The sequence below is a fragment of the Metabacillus sp. 84 genome, from assembly GCF_050107715.1.
GTDB lineage: Bacteria > Bacillota > Bacilli > Bacillales > Bacillaceae > Metabacillus_B.
On record NZ_JBNILN010000003.1, the window covers coordinates 37,598 to 59,149 of the forward strand.

The 21,552-nt window shown below is 46.8% G+C and carries 18 protein-coding genes and 3 pseudogenes; 19 read left to right on the forward strand and 2 right to left on the reverse strand.

Features of this window, described 5'->3' with window-relative positions; all coding sequences use genetic code 11:
* The first annotated feature begins 4 nt into the window (after positions 1-4).
* From lpdA to ACQCV8_RS06965, 5 genes and pseudogenes are all read left to right on the forward strand, one after another.
* A complete protein-coding gene (gene lpdA / locus ACQCV8_RS06945; protein ID WP_426843856.1) occupies positions 5-1,426 on the forward strand; it encodes a dihydrolipoyl dehydrogenase in 1,422 nt (473 codons plus the stop codon).
* A 25-nt stretch (positions 1,427-1,451) separates the two neighbouring features.
* Complete coding sequence (locus tag ACQCV8_RS06950; protein WP_426843857.1) at positions 1,452-2,444, forward strand: thiamine pyrophosphate-dependent dehydrogenase E1 component subunit alpha; 993 nt, start codon at positions 1,452-1,454, stop codon at positions 2,442-2,444.
* A 12-nt stretch (positions 2,445-2,456) separates the two neighbouring features.
* Positions 2,457-3,440 (forward strand): alpha-ketoacid dehydrogenase subunit beta, encoded by a 984-nt coding sequence (locus ACQCV8_RS06955; RefSeq protein WP_426843858.1) that lies wholly within the window; start codon positions 2,457-2,459, stop codon positions 3,438-3,440.
* Between the two features lie 116 nt (positions 3,441-3,556).
* Positions 3,557-3,703: pseudogene (locus tag ACQCV8_RS06960) on the forward strand (biotin/lipoyl-containing protein); the annotation flags it as partial.
* 159 nt (positions 3,704-3,862) lie between these two features.
* Positions 3,863-4,831: pseudogene (locus tag ACQCV8_RS06965) on the forward strand (dihydrolipoamide acetyltransferase family protein); the annotation flags it as partial.
* A gap of 804 nt (positions 4,832-5,635) precedes the next feature.
* Here ACQCV8_RS06965 and ACQCV8_RS06970 read toward each other — a convergent pair.
* Entirely contained in the window at positions 5,636-6,532 is an 897-nt protein-coding gene (locus ACQCV8_RS06970; protein WP_426843859.1) for a YegS/Rv2252/BmrU family lipid kinase, read from the reverse strand.
* Positions 6,533-6,714: 182 nt separating this feature from the next.
* On the opposite strand from ACQCV8_RS06970, the gene ACQCV8_RS06975 reads away from it, so the two are divergent.
* The 9 genes from ACQCV8_RS06975 to ACQCV8_RS07015 all read left to right on the forward strand — a co-directional run bounded on the left by ACQCV8_RS06975 (position 6,715) and on the right by ACQCV8_RS07015 (position 16,453).
* Positions 6,715-8,568: a methylmalonyl-CoA mutase family protein gene (locus ACQCV8_RS06975; protein WP_426843860.1), complete on the forward strand. Its 1,854-nt coding sequence runs from the start codon at positions 6,715-6,717 to the stop codon at positions 8,566-8,568.
* Positions 8,568-10,715 (forward strand): methylmalonyl-CoA mutase, encoded by a 2,148-nt coding sequence (scpA, locus tag ACQCV8_RS06980; protein ID WP_426843861.1) that lies wholly within the window; start codon positions 8,568-8,570, stop codon positions 10,713-10,715. The genes ACQCV8_RS06975 and scpA overlap by 1 nt, the downstream gene beginning before the upstream one ends.
* Positions 10,712-11,722 carry a methylmalonyl Co-A mutase-associated GTPase MeaB gene (meaB, locus tag ACQCV8_RS06985; protein WP_426843862.1) on the forward strand — a complete coding sequence of 337 codons (1,011 nt, stop codon included), beginning with the start codon at positions 10,712-10,714 and terminating at the stop codon, positions 11,720-11,722. Before scpA ends, meaB begins: the two co-directional genes overlap by 4 nt.
* Before the next feature lie 107 nt (positions 11,723-11,829).
* Positions 11,830-12,267: a BrxA/BrxB family bacilliredoxin gene (locus ACQCV8_RS06990; protein ID WP_426843863.1), complete on the forward strand. Its 438-nt coding sequence runs from the start codon at positions 11,830-11,832 to the stop codon at positions 12,265-12,267.
* A 294-nt stretch (positions 12,268-12,561) separates the two neighbouring features.
* The gene (locus ACQCV8_RS06995) at positions 12,562-13,347 is read left to right on the forward strand and encodes a transporter substrate-binding domain-containing protein (protein ID WP_426844238.1); all 786 of its coding nucleotides are present in this window, start codon (positions 12,562-12,564) and stop codon (positions 13,345-13,347) included.
* Positions 13,348-13,418: 71 nt separating this feature from the next.
* Positions 13,419-14,075, forward strand: a complete 657-nt coding sequence (locus ACQCV8_RS07000; protein WP_426843864.1) for an amino acid ABC transporter permease — start codon at positions 13,419-13,421, stop codon at positions 14,073-14,075.
* Positions 14,068-14,790, forward strand: a complete 723-nt coding sequence (locus tag ACQCV8_RS07005) for an amino acid ABC transporter ATP-binding protein (protein ID WP_426843865.1) — start codon at positions 14,068-14,070, stop codon at positions 14,788-14,790. Before ACQCV8_RS07000 ends, ACQCV8_RS07005 begins: the two co-directional genes overlap by 8 nt.
* 133 nt (positions 14,791-14,923) lie before the next feature.
* Positions 14,924-15,907 (forward strand): aromatic acid exporter family protein, encoded by a 984-nt coding sequence (locus ACQCV8_RS07010; RefSeq protein WP_426843866.1) that lies wholly within the window; start codon positions 14,924-14,926, stop codon positions 15,905-15,907.
* Between the two features lie 24 nt (positions 15,908-15,931).
* Positions 15,932-16,453, forward strand: a complete 522-nt coding sequence (locus ACQCV8_RS07015) for a L,D-transpeptidase (protein ID WP_426843867.1) — start codon at positions 15,932-15,934, stop codon at positions 16,451-16,453.
* Between the two features lie 338 nt (positions 16,454-16,791).
* On the opposite strand, the gene prli42 is transcribed toward ACQCV8_RS07015, so the two are convergent.
* Positions 16,792-16,893, reverse strand: a complete 102-nt coding sequence (gene prli42, locus ACQCV8_RS07020; protein ID WP_426843868.1) for a stressosome-associated protein Prli42 — start codon at positions 16,891-16,893, stop codon at positions 16,792-16,794.
* Positions 16,894-17,153: 260 nt separating this feature from the next.
* Here prli42 and mce point away from each other — a divergent pair, with 260 nt between their 5' ends.
* The 5 genes and pseudogenes from mce to ACQCV8_RS07045 all read left to right on the forward strand — a co-directional run.
* Positions 17,154-17,567: a methylmalonyl-CoA epimerase gene (mce, locus tag ACQCV8_RS07025; protein ID WP_426843869.1), complete on the forward strand. Its 414-nt coding sequence runs from the start codon at positions 17,154-17,156 to the stop codon at positions 17,565-17,567.
* 2 nt (positions 17,568-17,569) lie between these two features.
* The gene (locus tag ACQCV8_RS07030; protein WP_426844239.1) at positions 17,570-19,117 is read left to right on the forward strand and encodes an acyl-CoA carboxylase subunit beta; all 1,548 of its coding nucleotides are present in this window, start codon (positions 17,570-17,572) and stop codon (positions 19,115-19,117) included.
* Positions 19,118-19,142: 25 nt separating this feature from the next.
* Positions 19,143-20,261 (forward strand): tripeptidase T, encoded by a 1,119-nt coding sequence (locus ACQCV8_RS07035; protein WP_426843870.1) that lies wholly within the window; start codon positions 19,143-19,145, stop codon positions 20,259-20,261.
* 256 nt (positions 20,262-20,517) lie between these two features.
* Positions 20,518-20,994: a chemotaxis protein CheW gene (locus tag ACQCV8_RS07040; protein ID WP_426843871.1), complete on the forward strand. Its 477-nt coding sequence runs from the start codon at positions 20,518-20,520 to the stop codon at positions 20,992-20,994.
* Between the two features lie 10 nt (positions 20,995-21,004).
* A pseudogene (locus ACQCV8_RS07045) lies at positions 21,005-21,214 on the forward strand (transposase); the annotation flags it as partial.
* Between the last annotated feature and the right edge of the window lie 338 nt (positions 21,215-21,552).

Here is a 21,552-nt window from a genome sequence, read left to right on the forward strand (position 1 = left end):
TTTCATGGCCACAGAATATGATTTAGTCATTGTTGGCGGCGGTACCGGCGGATATGTAGCCGCCATCCGCGCTTCCCAGCTTGGACTTAAAACAGCAATTGTTGAAAAGGGCAAGATTGGAGGCACATGTCTCCATGCAGGATGCATCCCAAGTAAAGCGCTTCTCCGCAGTGCCGAAGTGTATGCACAGACGAAAAACGCTGCGGAATTCGGCGTTGAAACAGCGGGTGTGGAGCTGAACTTTTTAAAAGTGCAGGAACGAAAACAAAAAATAGTGGATCAGCTCCATAAAGGCGTCCAGCACTTAATGAAACAAGGGAAAATTGATGTGTATGAAGGAATTGGGCGAATCCTGGGTCCTTCAATATTTTCTCCGATGCCAGGAACGATTTCTGTAGAAATGAACGACGGGACCGAAAACGAAATGCTAATCCCAAAAAACGTCATTATTGCTACCGGTTCGAGACCGCGTACATTGCCTGGACTCGAATTGGATGGAGAAACGGTCTTGTCTTCAGATGATGCATTAACCCTTGAACGTCTGCCAGAATCCATCGTGATTGTGGGAGGCGGAGTCATTGGAATTGAGTGGGCTTCCATGCTTTGTGATTTTGGAGTGAAAGTTACGGTTATTGAATATGCAGACCGGATTCTTCCTTTAGAGGATGCTGAAATCTCTAAGGAAATGCAAAGGCTTTTGAAGAAAAAAGGAATCACGGTTGTCACTGGAGCAAAAGTATTGCCTGAAACAATGAAAATAGAGAATGGTGTTTTCATTGAAGCCGAAATGAACGGCAGCAGCCAGACCTTTGAAGCAGAGAAAATGCTTGTATCTGTCGGACGCCAGGCTAATGTCGAAGGGATCGGGCTCGAAAATACAGATATCGCTTTAGATAAAGGATTCATCAAAGTCAATCCTTATATGCAGACAAAGGAATCGCATATTTATGCGATTGGAGATGTGAACGGGGGGCTTCAGCTTGCTCATGTTGCCTCCCACGAGGGAATCCTAGCAGCTGAGCATATCGCTAACGAACAGCCACATCCGCTTGACTATTCCCTTGTCTCCAAATGTATCTACTCCTCTCCGGAGGCGGCCAGTGTTGGCTATACAGAAGAGGAAGCGAAAGATAAAGGATTTCATGTCAAGACCGGCAAATTCCCATTCCGGGCTATCGGAAAAGCACTTGTTTTCGGAGAAGCTGATGGCTTTGTTAAAATCGTAGCTGACAAAGATACAGATGATATTCTTGGCATTCATATGATCGGTCCGCATGTGACAGACATGATATCTGAAGCCGGACTTGCCAAGGTGCTTGATGCGACCCCTTGGGAGATTGGTCATACAATCCATCCCCACCCGACGCTCTCAGAAGCGATTGGCGAGGCGGCGCTTGCAGTAGATGGGAAAGCAATTCATGGCTGATGCCATTCATTTAGGAGGGATTTCCATGGCTGAAAATCGTCATGCAGCACTCGGTTTAACCGATGAACAAGTGCTGGAAATGTATAAAACTATGGTTATGGCCAGAAAAATTGACGAGCGGATGTGGCTTTTGAACCGTTCTGGAAAAATACCATTTGTTATTTCCTGCCAGGGACAGGAAGCGGCTCAGGTCGGAGCTGCTTTTGCACTTGACCGCCAAAAGGATTATGCGCTCCCTTATTACCGCGACATGGGCGTGGTGCTTGCCTTTGGGATGACGGCAAAGGATTTAATGCTATCCGGATTTGCTAAGGCAGAGGACCCGAATTCCGGCGGACGGCAGATGCCTGGTCACTTTGGACAAAAGGTGAACCGTATCGTAACGGGCTCATCCCCTGTAACAACCCAGGTGCCGCATGCAGTGGGAATTGCCCTTGCAGGAAAAATGGAGAAAAAGGACCTTGTAACATTTGTGACCTTTGGTGAAGGATCGTCAAATCAAGGGGATTTCCACGAAGGCGCGAACTTTGCAGGAGTACATAAACTGCCGGTCATTTTTATGTGTGAAAATAATAAATACGCAATATCCGTTCCTTACGAAAAACAGGTCGCTGCCAAAAATGTTTCCGACCGTGCGATCGGATACGGCATGCCGGGCTTTACTATTGACGGAAACGATCCTCTGGAAGTGTATAAAGCAGTGAAGGAAGCGGCTGACCGGGGACGCCGAGGAGAAGGGCCAACATTAATCGAAACCATTTCCTACAGGCTCACTCCGCACTCCAGTGATGATGATGACCGCAGCTACCGGGAACAGGAGGAAGTGGCAGAAGCGAAAAAGAATGACCCCAATGCAAAATTTGCTGCTTACCTGAGAGAAGCCGGCATCTTGACCGATGAAATCGAAAAATCGATCTTAGATGAAATCATGAAGGAAGTAAATGAAGCGACCGATTACGCAGAACATGCTCCTTATGCAGATCCTGAATCTGCATTAAAGCACGTATACGCGGAGTAAGGAGGAGAAAAAATGGCAGTTATATCTTATATCGATGCTGTCACAATGGCCATCCGCGAGGAGATGGAACGTGACGATAAAGTATTTGTACTTGGGGAGGATGTCGGAAAAAAAGGCGGCGTTTTTAAAGCGACCCATGGACTGTACGACCAATTCGGGGAAGAGCGTGTAATCGATACACCTCTCGCTGAATCTGCGATTGCCGGTGTTGGCATCGGTGCAGCCATGTATGGAATGCGGCCGATTGCTGAAATGCAGTTTGCAGATTTCATTATGCCGGCTGTCAATCAGATTGTTTCAGAAGCAGCCAAAATCCGCTACCGGTCGAACAGCGACTGGAGCTGTCCCATGGTCATTCGCGCCCCTTACGGCGGTGGAGTGCACGGAGCCCTTTATCATTCACAATCAGTCGAAGCGCTGTTTGCCAATACCCCTGGACTGAAAATTGTCATGCCTTCTACCCCATACGATGTAAAAGGGCTGCTGAAGGCGGCAATCCGCGATGAAGACCCCGTGCTGTTCTTCGAGCACAAACGTGCCTACCGTTTAATAAAAGGGGAAGTTCCAGCAGATGATTACGTTCTCCCTATCGGCAAAGCGGACGTAAAACGCAAGGGAGAGGATCTCACGGTCATTACATACGGCCTATGTGTCCACTTCGCTCTTCAGGCAGCTGAAAGACTTGCACAGGATGGAATATCAGCACACATTCTTGACCTAAGAACAGTTTATCCGCTGGATAAAGACGCCATCATAGAAGCCGCTTCGAAGACAGGAAAAGTCCTGCTGCTGACGGAAGACAATAAGGAAGGAAGCATCATGAGCGAGGTTTCAGCCATCATCGCGGAAAACTGCCTGTTTGACCTGGATGCTCCAATTATGCGTCTCGCAGGTCCGGACGTTCCAGCAATGCCATACGCTCCTACAATGGAAAAATACTTTATGGTAAACCCGGATAAAGTCGAAGAGGCCATGAGAAAACTCGCTGAATTTTAATCTGAATGGGATTGAAATGGTGGCTCGGAGCAATTTTTGTGCCATGAAAAGCAGGGATTTACAAAGCCAATCTTTCAAAAAAGGAGTGCCGAACAATGGGAATGGAACAGATGACCATGCCCCAGCTGGGGGAGAGTGTTACAGAAGGTACAATCAGCAAATGGCTTGTTTCGGTTGGTGATCAGGTAAACAAGTACGATCCAATCGCTGAAGTAATGACGGATAAGGTAAACGCAGAAGTTCCATCATCCTTTACAGGTGTAATTAAAGAGCTTACTGCAGCTGAAGGAGATACGCTTGAAGTCGGACAAGTCATCTGTAAAGTTGAGGTAGAAGGCAGCCCGGCCAAGGAACCAGCTGCTGCTGAGGCGCCTCCAGAGGAGACCGCTCAAGCTCAGGAAAGCGACGATGCCCAGCCAAATAAGAAACGGTATTCGCCTGCCGTGCTGCGTCTTGCCCAGGATAATGGAATCGACCTTGAGCAGGTTAACGGAAGCGGTGCAGGAGGAAGAATCACCAGAAAGGATCTGCAGCAGCTGATTGATAGCGGCACAGCTCCTAAAGCCGGTTCCCAGGCCGCCTCCGGCAAGCAGCCAGAACTGTCCGTAACCGAAAAAGAGAAGAGTCCGGCCGAAGCGTCTGTACAGCCGAAGGCGCAAGGAACAGCTCAGCCGGTGTCTGCAGCTCCCGGGGACATTGAAATCCCCCTTACCGGCATTAGAAAAGCAATAGCAGCCAACATGCTGAAGAGCAAGCACGAAGCTCCGCATGCATGGACAATGGTGGAAGTAGACGTCACAAATCTCGTAGAGTACCGCGGATCCATCAAAGATGAATTCAAGAAAAAAGAAGGCTTTAACCTTACCTTCTTCGCCTTCTTTGTAAAAGCCGTTTCTCAGGCCCTAAAAGAATTCCCGCAAATGAATTCCATGTGGGCCGGCGATAAAATCATCCAAAAGAAAGACATCAATATCTCGATTGCCGTCGCCACTGACGACGCCCTGTTCGTGCCTGTCATCAAACAGGCAGATGAAAAAACAATCAAAGGCATCGCCCGTGAAATCACCGAGCTTGCTGGCAAAGTCCGTACCGGCAAACTTGGTGCCGAAGACATGAAAGGCGGCACCTTTACAGTGAACAACACCGGCTCTTTCGGCTCTGTCCAATCGATGGGCATCATCAATTACCCGCAGGCTGCCATCCTGCAGGTTGAATCCATCGTCAAACGTCCCGTAGTCATGAATAACGGCATGATTGCTGTCAGGGACATGGTCAACCTCTGTCTCTCCCTCGACCATCGCGTCCTGGATGGATTAGTCTGCGGACGTTTCCTGGCAAGAGTAAAAGAAATACTTGAAACGATTTCAAAGGAAAATACTTCGGTTTACTAAGGCATGAAGGAGATTTAAAGCTGGAGCAGAGCGTATTGTATACGGTCTGCTCAGTATGTTCAGTATGCTTAGTCTGGTGTTGTATGGACTTGTGGATTTGGGCTCTTGTGCTATTGTGCTCTTTTGCTCTTTTGTGCTGTGCCTCCGTCCCCCGCTGCGGTGAAGGATAGAGGGACAGAGACAGAATTCCCCTATCCTTACTCTCCCAACACTTTATAAGCTTAGGGGACAAAGGCAGACCAGTAGACATAACAGGGGTCGGAGGCATCCTCCGACCTCTGTTTTTCGCTGATATGGGGACGGAGCATCAACCTTGCGTTCCCATGACCTCCAAGGTGTGAGGCAAAGTGGTGCCGGAGCTTTAATCCTTTAGCAGAGTGAGGGTCGGAGGCAGCCAACCCGCAGGCACCATGGTATGCCCCACCCAAAGCCACCGTGGTTTTCCGGTTATAACGGTGCCGGAGCTTTACTGCTGTAAAGGGGCGGGGGACAGAGACGTGGAACTGCCAGCCCTTGCGCAGCAAGGATTGGCGGATCAGGTGCCGGAGCTTTAGTACGGCAGCGAAAGTGGGGCCAGGCACTGTGCCTGGCCCCTGCTGCTTTAATGCAAAGCGGTACGGAGACTTGTTCTTTCAAAGCCTTGCGGTACAACGGTTCAGAGAGATGGTGCCGGAGCTTTAATCCTTTAGCAGAGTAAGGGTCGGAGGCAGGCAACCCGCAGCCACCAGCCACCAACAGCCACCAGCATTCCCCACGGTAACCACGGAAAATAACCTCCTAAACTAAAGTTTGATCGCGCCCCGCTTATTCCACCTCAGGAACCAGAAATTCAATATGCTGCTTCAATACTGTGATTTCCTCCGGTGTGCCGGAGTATACCTCACCGTCGGTATCGGCTTTCATCGGATGTTCTGTTGTGATTTCAATTCTTTTTCCTGTAAAATGCAGAAGATCGGATTCGTTGTTATCCCACTTGGAAGCGTCTTTCATCGTGAGCATGTCCCGGATTGCTGCAAGGTTGGTGTTTTTTAGTATAAATACATCGGCTTTCCCGTCTTCAGGGGAGATCCCCGGGTAAGGGAGGGCATTTGTTCCGATGAATTTTCCGTTTGCGACGAGCACCATCACGGCTTCGCCTTCAAAGTGATCCTGATCAGCCTGGATTCTGACTGGGAATGGATCCATTTTCTGTACGGTGCGGAATGCGCTTAGGAAGTAGCTGATTTTACCGAGCATTGCTTTTTCTGAATCAACGATATTTTCAGAGGTTTCGGTGACCAGTCCGATTCCCCAGAAGTTTAGAAGAAAATGTTCACTTGTCTGAATCACATCAATTGGCTGTCTGGATCCGCTTGAAATAACTTGGACGGCCTCTTTCAGGTTTTGCGGAATGCCGAGTGTTCTGGCGAAATCGTTGCACGTTCCGCCGGGAAGTATTCCCACTGCCGGTCTTTTCTTTAGCTTGGCAAGGCCATTGATGCACTCGTGGACCGTGCCGTCTCCCCCCAATATATAAACAAAATCCATTTCTTCCCCGTAAATTTCACAATATCTCTTTGCATCGAAACGCCGTTGTGTCTGAAGGATTAAAAGATGCGGATGGCCCTCAGCGAGTACGGGGACGATCATTTGAAGGTTTTTATCAATATTCTTTTGTCCGGCATTGCCGTTTATAATCAGCATGGCTTTTTCCATCTTCAATCGTCCTTTTCAAACAGAGTTTATTATTATGGTTAGTATACCACTTGGAGAGACCGGAGAAACCAGGGCGGACAATTGCTGGATGTGGATAGTTATAATACAATGAAGGCAGGGACGGTTTTGTTTTTCTTATAAAATGAAAACGCATTCTTAGGGGGTGGGCTTCCTGTTGGAAGCACAAGATGGATAAGAAGCAGGAAACGCAGATTCATTATCAAAACGGTACAGAACAAGCCTGGCTGAATGCTGTTGAAAAAGCACTTAAAGGGGAATCGGCTGAGACGCTTAAAACGAAAACAAAAGAAAACATTATTTTGAAACCGCTTTATTTGAAGGAAGATTCGACTGCCGTTCCAGAGCCTGGGGTTTTTCCGTATATACGCGGCACCGCTGAACAAAGAGGGATGTGGAAAGCGTCTCAATCGCTGAATCACCACCAGACGCTAGATGAATTGGTGCTGGGAATAAAGAAGGCAGCAGGACTGGGGCACAATTCTTTTTATTTATCGGATTTTAAAGCCTTGTCATCGTCTCAGGATGTGATGGTACTGGCGGATGCAATAAAAAAATATACTCTTCATTTTATGATTGATTTTGAGGAAGCTCCCCATTGGATGACGGTTTTTTCAGGCAGGGTTCCTGAACTTGGAGAAGGGGGAGCAGGCTGTGATCCTTATGAAGCATTGATGAAAGGATACATAGATGAACCGGGCCTCGGGTCTGCATTGAACTGGATGGCTGATTATACGGATGCTTGCGGGTCCCGTCCTGATCAGAAAACGATCTGGTTTAAAAGCGGCTGTCTCCATGAAGCGGGGGCAGACGCTGTTCAGGAGCTTGCCTGCACATTTGCAAAAGCTCTTGATTTTCTGAATTGGTGCAGGCAGAACGGCAAGCCTATTCAGCTGCTTGCCGGAAAAACAGCTTTTCAGTTTTCTGCCGGTTCCCATTTTTTTATGGAAACGGCAAAGCTGCGTGCAGCAAGACTGATTTGGAGTTCGATTCTTTCTGCCTTCGGAGAAACTGGGGAAGCTCAAAAAATGTATACTCATGTTCTTACTTCGTCTTTAAATAAATCAAAGCTTGATGTGCATGTGAATCTTCTGCGTACCACAACCGAAGCGTTTTCGGCCGTGATCGGAAATGCGGATGCGATTACAGTTCTTCCGTTTGATGAGGTGATCGGAGGTTCTGTCATGTCCGAGCGGATTGCGGGTAATATTCATTACTTGCTGAGTGAAGAAAGTCTTCTGGAAAAAGTCAGCGATCCCGGTGGGGGTTCATGGTATTTAGAAGCCCTTACGAAAGAAATTTCAGAAAAGGCATGGGAAAAAATTATGAAGATTGAGGCTAAAGGGGGGTTCGTACCATTCTTATCGAGCGGAGAATTGCAGTCTGAAATAAGCGGGAGTTATCAATACCAGGCCGAAGCCCTTCATTTGCATAGAAAAAAAATGATTGGCGTTAATGATTATGCGAATCCGGAAGATCGGATAGGTGCCCGGGAAAAAAAAGAACTCCGCGGTATGTGGCCTAAAGAATCGTTCCGCCATGTGCGGTCTGCTTTAGCAAACGGTCAACACCCCGAATTTTCCGCCCCGGATATGGACAGCCCGTGGGCTGCTCCGGAAAGACTGGCTGTTCCATTTGAAAGATTAAGAGAATCCGCCCAGGAGTATGAGGGAGGGGTACCTGCTGTCCAGATTGCGGTTTTTGGAACGCTGAAAGAATACAAGCCGCGTCTGGACTTCCTTAAGGGCTTGCTTGCTTCAGGCGGAATAGGGGGGGCAGTGACGGCACTCGATTTGCTTGATTTCAGCCGACCGGTCTTCTTGTGCGGAACTGGACGGAGCTATATTGAAAATGAGGCTGACATTAAGCACGTTCTGTTTTATTGCCGGAACAATGTATTCATTGCAGGAGAAAAACCGGAAAACTGGAAGGAAACCTTTCCTAAAATGAAGGAAGTGGCTTCTGGAATGAACCGGCTCGAATTTTTAGAAGAATTGCAGAGAGCATTGGGGGTGAAATGCTGATGGAAAGAGTGCATCTTAAAGCCGGCCATCTAAAAACCGATTGGTCTGAGTCGGGAAACTGTGCAGAGCCTGTATTTGAGACGAATGAAAAAATAACTTTGAAGCAGTGGTACAGCGAATCAGATGGTCAAACTGAAAATACCTTTCCCGGTCTGCCTCCGTTTACGAGAGGTCCATATGCGGCGATGTACGTTAACCGTCCATGGACGATCCGCCAATATGCAGGTTTTTCAACGGCGGAAGAGAGCAACGCGTTTTACAGACGCAATTTGGCTATGGGTCAAAAAGGGCTCTCTGTCGCCTTCGATCTTGCAACCCACAGGGGCTATGATTCCGATCACCCACGGGTAGAAGGGGACGTTGGCAAAGCCGGGGTGGCCATTGATTCGATCTTGGATATGAACATTCTGTTTGATGGAATTCCGCTCGATGAGATGAGTGTCTCGATGACGATGAACGGGGCCGTTCTGCCAATCATGGCCTTTTATATTGTATCAGCTGAGGAGCAGGGAGTTTCAAAGGATAAGCTTACCGGAACCATTCAAAATGATATTTTAAAAGAGTATATGGTACGGAACACGTACATTTATCCGCCTGAAATGTCGATGAGAATAATCGGTGATATTTTTAAATACACATCTGAGCATATGCCGAAATTCAACAGCATCAGCATATCCGGCTATCATATGCAGGAAGCGGGAGCCCCGAATGATATAGAGCTTGCCTATACTCTCGCCGATGGGCTGGAATATGTAAGGACCGGGCTGAAGGCCGGGATGGACATTGACACATTTGCTCCAAGACTCTCCTTTTTCTGGGCCATCGGGATGAACTATTTTATGGAAGTGGCTAAAATGAGAGCGGCGAGAAAATTGTGGGCGGAGCTGATTGCACCGTTCCATCCTGCAAATCCTAAATCACTGGCACTCAGAACGCATTCGCAAACATCCGGCTGGAGCCTAACCGAGCAGGACCCATTTAACAATGTGGCAAGAACCTGCATGGAAGCTCATGCTGCGGCCATGGGCCATACCCAGTCGCTGCATACGAATGCGCTGGATGAAGCCATTGCTCTTCCGACGGACTTCAGTGCAAGGATTGCCAGGAATACGCAGCTCTATCTTCAGGAGGAAACCGGAATTTGCGATGTGATTGATCCTTGGGGCGGTTCCTATTATGTCGAATCGCTGACACATGATCTAATCGAACGGGCCCGGACATTAATTACAGAGGTCGAGGAGCTTGGCGGAATGGCCAAAGCCATTGAAACGGGTCTTCCCAAGATGCGGATTGAAGAGGCTGCAGCCAGGAGACAGGCAAGGATTGACTCGGGGAAGGAAACCATCGTCGGTGTGAATCGTTTCAGGCTTGAGAAGGAAGATGAACTCGATGTCCTGACTATCGATAACAGCGAGGTCCGAAGCAAGCAAATCCTGCGCCTTGAACGCTTGAAGGCTGATAGGGACGATGCGAAGACTGTGGAATCGCTTAGAGCCCTTACGCAGGCAGCGGAGACGGGCGGAGGCAATCTGCTCGAACTAGCCGTGGCAGCCGCGAGGAACAGAGCAACACTTGGCGAAATTTCCTATGCCATTGAACGTGTTTCAAAACGTCATCAGGCGGTGATTCGATCTGTGAGCGGAGTGTATAGTTCAGAATACTCAAACGACGAAGAAATCCGGGCGGTCAGAAGGGCCGCGGATGAATTTCAGGAGCTTGAAGGGAGGAGACCGAGAATCCTCATTGCCAAGATGGGCCAGGATGGACATGACAGGGGAGCAAAGGTTATCGCTACGGCGTTTGCGGATTTAGGCTTTGATGTTGACATTGGTCCGCTTTTCCAGACACCTGCAGAGACAGCTGCCCAGGCAGCCGAAAATGATGTCCATGTTATCGGCATGAGTTCGCTTGCAGCCGGTCACAAAACCTTATTGCCTCAGCTTAAAGCTGAGCTGAAGAAATTGGGGCGGGAAGATATTCTGGTTATTATCGGGGGGGTCATCCCGTTTGGGGACTATGAATTTTTAAAGGAAAATGGAGCGGCCGAAATCTTTGGACCTGGAACGGTAATTCCTGCAGCAGCCATGAAGGTGCTGAACAAGCTCTATGATGTTCTTGGGTATGAGGACGTGAAGGACGAGGCATGAAAAGAAGAAAGCATAATCATGAGCCGGTAAATACAGAGCAGCTGGCAGAAGGCCTTCTGAGAGGGGACCGCCATATTCTGGCCCAATCCATCACGCTGGTCGAGAGCGGGGCATGGCGCCATTTCGAGGCTGCTCAAAGCCTGCTTGAAAAAGTACTGGCAAAACGGACCGAGTCCATCAGGATTGGGATCACAGGTGTCCCCGGGGCCGGAAAAAGCACGTTTATTGATGCATTCGGTACGTACCTGTGCCAGCAAGGGCATAAAGTAGCCGTCCTGGCAGTCGATCCGTCCAGCCACGTTTCTAAGGGGAGTATCCTCGGGGATAAAACGAGAATGGAAAGACTCTCCATTAATCCGGATGCTTTTATCCGCCCTACCCCATCGGGAGGGACGCTCGGCGGGGTGAGCCGGAAGACGAGGGAAACCATCCTGCTTTGTGAAGCGGCGGGCTTTGACGTCATCCTGGTAGAAACGATGGGTGTGGGTCAGGGGGAATTTCTCGTACGCGGCATGGTGGATTTCTTTCTGCTTCTCGTTCTTACAGGAGCAGGAGATGAACTTCAGACAATGAAAAAAGGGATTATGGAACTCCCGGACCTTGTCGTTGTAAATAAGGCAGATGGGGATAATCTGCCCCTTGCCAAAAAGGCGGTTCAAGAATACAACTCCATGCTGCACTTTCTTAAGCCTTATACAGAAGGCTGGACGGCAGAAGCAATGCCTGCGAGCGCGCTAAAAGAAACCGGAATCCAGGAAATCTGGAATTCCATTCAGACTTTCCGGACGGAGACGAAAGCATCGGGTATATTCGGCTCCCGCAGACGGGCACAGCGGAAGGACTGGCTGCATGAAAGCATTAAAAGCGAGCTTCTTCAGGCTTTTTATCAGGATTCTGCAGTAAGTATGCTCCTTCCTGGGGCAGAGCAGGACACGATGGAGGAGAAAGCGGCCGTTTCATCCATTGTACACAAGCTCGTTTCCGGATTTCTTGATAAAAAAAGCTGAACGGTCTGTTTGCGGAAACGGCCTTACAATTGGTAAAATGGAAAAAGTAGCGCACTTATACGGTTTCATCCAGCAGACCGATGCTGCAGAGGAAAGGAGAAATTAGAATGAACATTGATTTTAACCTGTTTATGAACGATGTGGTCAGGCAGGCACGCCAGGAAATTACGGCTGCAGGCTATACAGAGCTGACGACATCTGCAGATGTAGAGGATGTATTCAAACAAGAAGGCACCACGCTTGTGATGGTTAACTCCGTTTGCGGCTGTGCAGGGGGAATTGCAAGACCTGCTGCTGCCCATTCTGTCCATTATGATAAACGGCCGGACCGGCTTGTTACGGTTTTTGCCGGCCAGGACAAAGAAGCAACGGCGAGAGCCCGTGAGCACTTTACAGGCTATCCGCCATCTTCCCCGTCATTTGCCTTGCTGAAGGACGGTGAGCTTGTTGCTATGGTCGAGCGTCATGAAATTGAAGGACATGAGCCAATGGCCGTTGTATCAAAACTTCAGGAAGCTTTCGAGCAGCACTGTAAAGAAGTTTAATCATGATTTTGTATAAATATTAAGTGGAAGAGACCTTTTGGGAAAAAGGTCTCTTTTTGCATTTTAATTTAAAATGTTACTATAGCTGGGTTTATAGTGTTTTATGAAAATAATAAAATAAAAAATAAAATTTATTTTTAATAGAGATATTGCATAAATATGTATACGTGTTAAAATACAGAATATCGTATAAATATAAGTTAAAAATTTCTTGATTAGTTCCACTATTTAAGACATAATTTTATTAAATTTAGAATATTTTAATTTTTTAAAAACTATAGGGGGAAACAAATGATGAAAAAGTGGTTTATGATGGTAATTGGTCTGGTGATGATGTTTGCTCTTGCTGCCTGCGGCACTGCAGAAAATGCATCAGGAGATGGCGGAAAAGAAGAAAAAGTACTCAAAATGGCAACATCTGCGGATTATCCGCCGTTTGAATACAAGGATACGGCTAAAGGCGACGAGATCATCGGCTTTGATGTGGATTTGGTCAATGCTCTGGCTGATGAGCTCGGGTACAAAGTGGAAATTCAGGATATGGATTTCAACGGACTCGTCGCTGCCTTGCAGGCTAAGCAGGTAGATATGGTGTTAGCCGGTATGACTCCTACAGAAGAACGCAAAAAAAATGTAGATTTTACGGATGTATATTACGTAGCTAAGCATATGATTGTCTCCAAGAAAGGAAGCGGAATTGAATCCATTGAGGATCTGGAAGGCAAAACCGTAGGGGTGCAGCTTGGATCCATACAGGAGGGCGAAGCGGAAAAGATTGCAGAAAAAACGGAAATCAAGGTTGAAAACCGCAATAAGATTCCGGAGCTTATCCAGGAGATCAAAGCTGGGCGTTTTGATGCCGCCATTATTGAAGATACCGTAGCAAAAGGCTTCTTTGAGAAAGATAAAGAACTTGAAGGCTTTACGATGGATACGAATGAAGAAGAGGCCGGCTCTGCTATTGCCTTCCAAAAAGGCAGCGAATATACGGAAGAATTTAATAAAGCATTAAATAAAATGAAAGAGAACGGCGAGCTGGAAAAATTAGTGGTTGAATGGTTCGGCCAGGATCAGAAATAAACATGGAAGAAGAACGTTCAACTGGATGAAGGTTGAACGTTTCTTATTCACTTTTAGAAAGGAGCTGCAGCATGGTTATCGATTTTGGCGCAATTTCTGATTCCATCCCTTTTATCATTCAAGGACTTGGCATCACATTCAAGGTAGTGGCTCTCTCTGCCCTGTTCGGCTTCGCATTGGCCATTATTCTCGCTCTCTTAAAAATCAGCCGCATCAAGCCTCTAAACTGGTTTGCAGATTTTTATACGTCCATATTCCGCGGGACTCCGCTCGTTCTTCAGCTCGTTATTATTTACTTCGGACTCCCCCAGTTTATAGGACCGATTGATCAGTACTGGGCAGCTGTAGCGGCATTCTCATTAAATTCGGCCGCTTATATTTCAGAAGTAATTCGTGCCGGGATTATGGCCGTTGATAAAGGGCAAAGAGAAGCCGCTATGGCGCTTGGGGTACCCTACAATCAGACGATGAAAGATATCATCCTGCCGCAGGCGTTTAAAAATATCCTGCCGGCTTTAGTCAATGAATTTATTACTCTTACAAAAGAGTCAGCCATTGTCACCGTAATCGGATTGGGAGATGTGATGAGGAGAGCCCAGCAGGTAGGAGGAAACACCTACAAGTTTTTTGAGCCCCTCCTTATAGCCGGACTCATCTATTACATACTGGTGATGATATTGACCTTAATCGGGAAGCTGGTTGAAAGGAGATTGAGACAAAGTGATTAACGTGGACAAGCTGCATAAATCTTTTGGCAAAAACGAAGTTCTGCATAACATTTCTGTCTCGATACCAAAGGGGCAGGTTGTGGCGGTGATTGGTCCGTCAGGCTCAGGAAAATCAACTTTCCTGAGATGTTTAAACCTGCTGGAGGTTCCAACCAGCGGCCAGATAGAAATTGATGGCTATACTGTAACGGATCCAAAAGCAAAAATAAACACAATCCGCCAAAACGTAGGTATGGTATTCCAGCATTTTTATTTATTCCCGCACAAAACCGTTCTTCAAAACTTAATGTACGCCCCTATGACGGTTCGAAAGGTACCAAAGGCTGAGGCGGAAGAGAAAGCGCAGGAGCTGCTGAAGAAAGTGGGATTAAGCGAAAAGGCTTTCGAATATCCAAGCCGGCTTTCCGGAGGCCAGAAGCAAAGGGTGGCCATCGCCAGAGCTCTCGCCATGAACCCGGATGTGATGCTGTTTGACGAGCCCACTTCAGCTCTTGATCCGGAAATGGTGAAGGAAGTGCTGGATGTTATGAAGGATCTGGCCCATACCGGAATGACCATGATCATCGTTACGCATGAAATGGGATTTGCGAGAGAAGCAGCAGACCGGGTGCTGTTTCTGGATGGAGGATCTCTAGTAGAGGACGCCCCGCCGGCTGAATTTTTTGCCCAGCCAAAAACAAAAAGGGCACAAGACTTTTTAAGCAAAATATTATAAACTGGTAAAGGACTCGAGGAGCTGGCCAAACGGTGGCGGATTCCTTTCAGCCTGGCTGAGGGGAAGGACATTTCCGTTTGAACCGGTTCTTTTTTAGGTTAAAATAAAGGAACAATGAAATAGGAGTTTTTGAATGAATCGATTTCGAATTGGGTACAGAACCATCAAAACAGCACTGGGGACGGCGGCAGCCATCAGCATAGCCCAGATGGCCGGCCTCGAAAACTTTCCTTCCGCAGGAATCATTGCGATTTTATGTATTCAGGTCACGAAGAAAAAATCATTGCAAAGCTCTTGGGCAAGGTTTTTAGCCTGCTCCATCGCCATTTTGTTCTCGTTTGTTTTTTTTGAACTGTTTGGCTACTCACCGCTCGTCATCGGGATGATGCTCCTCTTGTTTATACCCACAGCCGTTCTCGCGCAAGCAAAAGAAGGGATTGTAACGAGCTCGGTGATCATCCTGCATTTGTATGCATCCAATCATATTACGTTTGAACTGGTCCTGAATGAGCTGGCGCTTATTGCCATCGGAATCGGAGTTGCTCTCATTATGAATCTATACATGCCAAGTGTAGACAGAAGGCTTGGGGAGTATCAGATTAAAATTGAAGGGAGTTTTGCGGCTATTTTCCGGCAAATGGAATTGTATCTGCTTGAAGGGGATAATGAATGGGACGGAAAAGAAATTACCGACACCGCCCGCCTCCTTCATGAGGCAAAAACCCTTGCCTTCCGTGACGTCGAAAATCATTTTCTCCGCAATGAAAATCTTTACTATCACTATTTTAAAATGAGGGAAAAGCAATTTGAATTAATTGAAAGGCTCCTCCCGCTCATATCCAATCTGTCCGTTACTGTAGAGCAGGGTGAAATGATCGCAGACTTTATTAAAGATCTGAGAGAACACATTCATCCTGGAAATACAGCCCATATCTTTTTAAGAAAGCTTCATCATATGAAAACAACCTTTCAGGAAATGCCGCTGCCGCAAACAAGAGAAGAGTTCGAAACAAGGGCAGCTCTGCTTCACCTCGTTCGGGAGCTGGAGCAATATTTGGTGATGAAAAGCTATTTTAAAGGATTAAGTAAGGATGGAAGGCCCTCAGATTCCGCATAATAAGGGAAAAAGAAGGTGCCGCAAATGAAATGGCTGATCGTTCTTTCCATCCTTATGGCCTCCCCGGTCTGGCCGCTTGGACAAAATCCAATAGCCGGCGATCCTTATCTAATCATGAACAAACAGACAAACGAGCTTGCTTTTATTGATGATGGAGCCATCCAAAAGGTATATTCTGTAGCGAGCGGCAAAAATTCAGAGCTCACTCCGGAGGGGGAGTTTTCCATTGTAGTCAAGGCAGTCAACCCCTATTACAGGAAAAAGAACATTGCGGGCGGCGATCCGAATAATCCCCTTGGACCGCGCTGGATTGGATTTGACGCAAAAGGGACAGATGGGAGGATTTATGGAATCCATGGGACAAATGCCGAAACCTCCATCGGTTTCTTTGTCACTCAAGGATGTGTCAGGATGCACAATGAAGAAGTGAAACAGCTGTTTTCACAAATTCCAATCGGAACAAAGCTGTGGATTACCGACTCAGACCGTTCCTTCAGGACACTTGCTCAGGAAAAAGGAGCCATCTCCAAGGATTCAGAACTATGATCCCTGTCCGGCTTCATCTTCAAGAACTCAATGATCATTCAAAAATTGCTTAGAGATTCTAAGCAATTTTTTTGTGCGCCCGCCTGCGTATTGCAGCGGCAGATTTGGCCGGAAAAAGGCATGTTTTATTTTGAAAGGAGAATGGTTCGGCCAGAAAGAAGAGTTTGGCTGAAAGGGGAGTGGTTCGATTTGAAAAAAAAGAGACGGAACACTGTTCGCATCCCGTACATCCAATTCAAGGTACCATGTCGTAACGCAGAAGGCTGTAACCACAGGTAAGGTCTGCTTATATGCTGAAGGTGGTCAAAGCCGGGCTCTGCCTCCGGGTGGGAAAGCATTTAAAAACCGATAAAAGATGAAAGGCCTGCAAGAAGGGTAGTTAAAAGCATAACCCCGAGCATGACGTAAACGACGACTTTTTGTACTTTTTTATTAGACAATATATTCACTCCTAAAAATCAATAGTTTTATTTTACCGTGAAATCCTTTAGCGAACAAGTATATTCCAATTAATTAGAGGAGTGGCTGATCAGGTTTTTTAAACCAGCCGGCTGGTGATAAACCTTGCTTTCTAACTCCTTCTTCCAGAATGTTCCATCAACAGTTCTGTTAAGAGAATCACTCGAATAAGAAGGAATTGCGGCGGATTTTGGAGAATGTATGAGTGTATCCGTTTACAGAATGGGGGAGATGGAGCGTGATGAACAAAGTAGATCACATAGGGATTGCAGTAAAATCAATCAAGGATTCTGTGCCATTTTACGCGAAAACTCTTGGCATGAAGGTTTTGGGAGAAGAGGAAGTGGCTTCTCAGCTCGTAAAAGTGGCCTTTCTGGATGCGGGGAATATTAAGGTTGAACTGCTCGAACCGACTTCAGCTGACAGCCCGGTAGCAAGGTTTTTGGAAAAACGGGGTGAGGGCATTCACCATATAGCGTATAAAGTTGAAAGCATTGAAGAGCGGATTGAAGAACTGAAACACCAGGGGGTTTCCATGATTGATCATCAGCCCCGACTCGGTGCAGGAGGAGCTCATATCGCTTTTCTTCATCCTAAATCAACCGGGGGAACGCTGACAGAGCTATGCGAAAAAAAGGGGATGGATCGCAGATGAGTATGGATATTTACGACAAAATTAACGAATTATATGACCGCCGGCGTGAAATTGAGAGAGGCGGCGGGGACGATAAAATTGAAAAGCAGCATGAAAAAGGCAAGCTTACGGCAAGGGAGAGAATTGATCTTTTTGTGGATGAAGGCACATTTGTGGAGCTGAATGCGTTTATCGAGCATCGCTGCAATGATTTTGGGCTGCAGGGGAAAAAAGGGCCGGGCGATGGCGTAGTGACGGGTTATGCAAAGGTCCATGGAAGGCCGGTTTATTTATTTTCCCAGGATTTCACGGTATTTGGAGGAGCCCTGGGGGAAATGCATGCCAAAAAAATTGCAGCTGTTATGGATTTGGCAGCTCAGAATAAAACACCATTCATTGGCCTGAACGACTCCGGAGGTGCGAGAATTCAGGAGGGTGTGGTATCCTTAGATGGTTACGGACACATTTTCTACAGGAACAGCATATATTCCGGGGTGATCCCGCAGATATCTGTCGTATTGGGACCTTGTGCCGGCGGTGCTGTATATTCTCCTGCGATTACAGACTTTGTTTTTATGGTCGAGAAAACAAGCCAAATGTTTATTACAGGTCCGAAGGTCATCGAAACGGTAACCGGTGAAAAAATCAGCTCTGAAGATCTCGGAGGGGCGCACGTACATAATACAGTCAGCGGAAATGCTCACTTTTCCGGAGAAACGGAAGAAGCCGTTTTGGGTAAGGTACGGCATCTTTTAAGCTATCTTCCTCAGAATAATGAGGAAAAGCCGCCTGGCGGGCAGGAACCGGAAGGAAGCGATTACCGCCCTGATCTGACGGATCTGATCCCATTTGATGCGATCAGACCCTATGATGTGAGAACGGTGATTCATTCCATAATGGATCCTGATTCGTTTATGGAGGTTCATGAAGGGTTTGCTAAAAATATGGTCGTCGGTTTTGCAAGAATCAAAGGCAAAACAGTCGGGCTAGTATGCAATCAGCCTAAATATATGGCTGGAGGGCTTGACATCGACTCCTCCGACAAAGCTGCACGGTTTATCCGTTTTTGTGATTCCTTTAACATCCCTCTGATTACCTTTGAGGATGTTACGGGATTCTTCCCCGGCGTAAAACAGGAGCATGGCGGGATCATCCGCCACGGGGCAAAAATACTGTATGCCTATTCAGAAGCGGTCGTTCCGAAAATAACGGTTATTTTAAGGAAAGCCTACGGAGGAGCCTACGTCGCACTGAACAGCAAATCCATCGGGGCAGATCTGGTCTATGCTTGGCCGAATGCAGAAATTGCTGTGATGGGGCCTCAAGGGGCTGCGAACATTATTTTCGCCAGGGATATCCAGAACAGTGATGACCCGGAGGCGGAAAGAGCCAGGAAAATCGAAGAATACCGCGAAAAATTTGCCAATCCTTATGTAGCGGCAAGCCAGGGTATGGTCGATGATGTCATCGATCCGCGCGAAACAAGAATCAAACTGATACAGGCCCTGGATATGCTTTCAGGGAAAAATGTAACGCGTCCCTATAAAAAGCATGGGAATATTCCGCTTTAACTGAGCAGAAAACGGAGGGAACCTTATGGTAAACGAACAAAGACTCGTCGACGAATTTCTGGAACTGGTAAAAGTAGATTCTGAAACAAAATTCGAAGCAGAGATTTCCAGTGTTTTAAAGGAAAAATTTTCAAGTCTTGGCTTGAAAGTTAAGGAAGACGATACGGCCGGAAAGACAGGTCATGGAGCAGGAAATTTGATTTGCACCCTTGAAGGAACAAAAGAAGGGGCGGATCCGATTTACTTTACTTCTCATATGGATACCGTAGTGCCGGGAAAAAACATTAAGCCTTCCATTAAAGACGGCTATATTGTAACCGATGGAACGACAATTCTTGGTGCGGATGACAAAGCAGGTCTTGCTGCCATGCTTGAGGCGATCCGTATTCTAAAGGAAAAAAACATCGGGCACGGAAAAATCGAATTTGTGATAACGGCAGGTGAGGAGTCCGGGCTGGTCGGTGCAAAAGCTCTGGATCCTGAATGGATGACGGCTAAGTATGGCTATGCTTTGGACAGTGACGGCAAAGTAGGGGACATCATCGTCGCAGCTCCGACTCAGGCGAAAGTGAAGGCCACCATCAAGGGCAAAACCGCTCATGCAGGGGTTGCTCCTGAAAAAGGGGTTTCCGCTATTACGATTGCAGCAAAAGCAATCTCTAAAATGCCGCTTGGCCGTCTTGATAAGGAGACAACAGCCAACATCGGACGCTTCGAAGGAGGCACACAGACAAACATTGTGTGCGACCATGTTGATATTCTTGCAGAAGCAAGGTCCTTAGTTCCTGAAAAAATGGAAGCACAGACCGAAAAAATGAAAGCTGCATTTGAAGAAGCAGCAAAAGAGCTTGGCGGAGAGGCTGAGGTTGAGATCCAGGTAATGTACCCAGGATTTAAATTCGGCGAAGGCGACCATGTCGTTGAAGTGGCAAAGCGTGCGGCGGCGGCAATTGGCCGGGAAAGCCGATTGCTCACAAGCGGTGGCGGCAGTGATGCCAATGTTATTGCAGGAAACGGGATTCCGACCGTAAATCTTGCTGTCGGATATGAAGATATTCATACAACTAATGAAAAAATGCCTGTTGAAGAATTGGTGAAGACGGCTGAAATGGTTGTAGCAGTCATTAAAGAAGCGGCAAAATAAACGATGGAAAGCAGTGAACTCCGGATGGTTGGAGTCACTGCTTTTCTTTACTTCAGAGCTTACTTGTTTTTTGCTCTGCCAGCCTTTAGCCATGGAGATGGCTGGAGGTATGCGGTCGCCGGGTAATTTTCTTAAACAATTTCCCCTATCTTTTAGCCTCAACCGAAGAGAAATTTAGTTTCAGCGGAAAGCTTTTCCAAAAAACAGATCCATAGTATGATAAGGAAGGACGAACTTTGGAAGGAGCTACCCGATAATGAAAGCCGTTATTTTTCAAATTCAGAATGAAGATTTTGGAATCCCGATTGACTATGTCGTCTCCATAGAAAAGGTACAGGATTTAAAACCGATTCCGAACCTTCCCGACTTCGTGAAAGGCATAATGCCAATCAGAGATGAACTTGTTCCGATTATGGATGTAGCTTATTTATTTATAAAAAAAGAAATAACGGACCTGGACGAGGCGAAGGTCATTACGGTCCAGGCTGAAGAATTTACAGCGGGTCTTTTAGTAGGAGAAGCAAAGGAAATCCTTGAACTGGAAGAGAACACGTTAAAGCCGCTGCCGATCGGGGCGGGAGATTCTTCTAAATGGTTCTCCTCTATTGCCATGGAAGAAAACAGACTGATTACGATTGTTAATCCGGACTCGTTTATCGGGACACTGGAAGGATTGGATGATATTAAGGCAGAATTGGAAAATGTAAGAAATGAAGAAAAAGCATCCCTTTAAGAGGATGCTTCTTGAGGAAGTCGAACATCTTCGTCATACAGACGAGAATAATAGCATCTATGCAAAACGAAAAGAAACCATTAAACGGATTTTTGCTGATGCGAAAGAAAAGCATGGTATGCGATGGACAACATTGAGAGTGCAAGCGATGCTTACTTTTGCTGCCATGAACTTAAAGAAGATGGCAACTTGGACGCGGGTATCTGGAAAAATGGCATAATAGCATCCAAGGGAAAGGTCTGTAAAGCGAAAAAATACTTAAAAATACACAAAAAGGCATCCGGATAGAGACATCGGGATGCCTTTTGTTTATAAACTGAAGGCTTTGAACATGATTAGAGGCTTTTTTGTCTGGCGGATACTATGGCTCTCTTTTTACAGCGCCACAGGGGTTTTTTTCATGGAATTAAGCGTCGATTACTGGTCCAAGCCATTTATTTCGTGTATTTAAGACGTGATGATCGCAACTTTTCACTTATATCGGCTATTTTTTACTTATATCGGCTATTTTTTACTTATATCGGCTATTTCTGCTGGATATCGGCTATTGCTCCAATA

Coding starts and splice junctions, on each gene's coding strand:
- lpdA (WP_426843856.1), top strand. CDS start 5: ATGGCCACAGAATATGATTTAGTCATTGTTGGCGGCGGTACCGGCGGA.
- ACQCV8_RS06950 (WP_426843857.1), top strand. CDS start 1,452: ATGGCTGAAAATCGTCATGCAGCACTCGGTTTAACCGATGAACAAGTG.
- ACQCV8_RS06955 (WP_426843858.1), top strand. CDS start 2,457: ATGGCAGTTATATCTTATATCGATGCTGTCACAATGGCCATCCGCGAG.
- ACQCV8_RS06975 (WP_426843860.1), top strand. CDS start 6,715: ATGGATAAGAAGCAGGAAACGCAGATTCATTATCAAAACGGTACAGAA.
- scpA (WP_426843861.1), top strand. CDS start 8,568: ATGGAAAGAGTGCATCTTAAAGCCGGCCATCTAAAAACCGATTGGTCT.
- meaB (WP_426843862.1), top strand. CDS start 10,712: ATGAAAAGAAGAAAGCATAATCATGAGCCGGTAAATACAGAGCAGCTG.
- ACQCV8_RS06990 (WP_426843863.1), top strand. CDS start 11,830: ATGAACATTGATTTTAACCTGTTTATGAACGATGTGGTCAGGCAGGCA.
- ACQCV8_RS06995 (WP_426844238.1), top strand. CDS start 12,562: ATGAAAAAGTGGTTTATGATGGTAATTGGTCTGGTGATGATGTTTGCT.
- ACQCV8_RS07000 (WP_426843864.1), top strand. CDS start 13,419: ATGGTTATCGATTTTGGCGCAATTTCTGATTCCATCCCTTTTATCATT.
- ACQCV8_RS07010 (WP_426843866.1), top strand. CDS start 14,924: ATGAATCGATTTCGAATTGGGTACAGAACCATCAAAACAGCACTGGGG.
- ACQCV8_RS07015 (WP_426843867.1), top strand. CDS start 15,932: ATGAAATGGCTGATCGTTCTTTCCATCCTTATGGCCTCCCCGGTCTGG.
- mce (WP_426843869.1), top strand. CDS start 17,154: ATGAACAAAGTAGATCACATAGGGATTGCAGTAAAATCAATCAAGGAT.
- ACQCV8_RS07030 (WP_426844239.1), top strand. CDS start 17,570: ATGGATATTTACGACAAAATTAACGAATTATATGACCGCCGGCGTGAA.
- ACQCV8_RS07035 (WP_426843870.1), top strand. CDS start 19,143: ATGGTAAACGAACAAAGACTCGTCGACGAATTTCTGGAACTGGTAAAA.
- ACQCV8_RS07040 (WP_426843871.1), top strand. CDS start 20,518: ATGAAAGCCGTTATTTTTCAAATTCAGAATGAAGATTTTGGAATCCCG.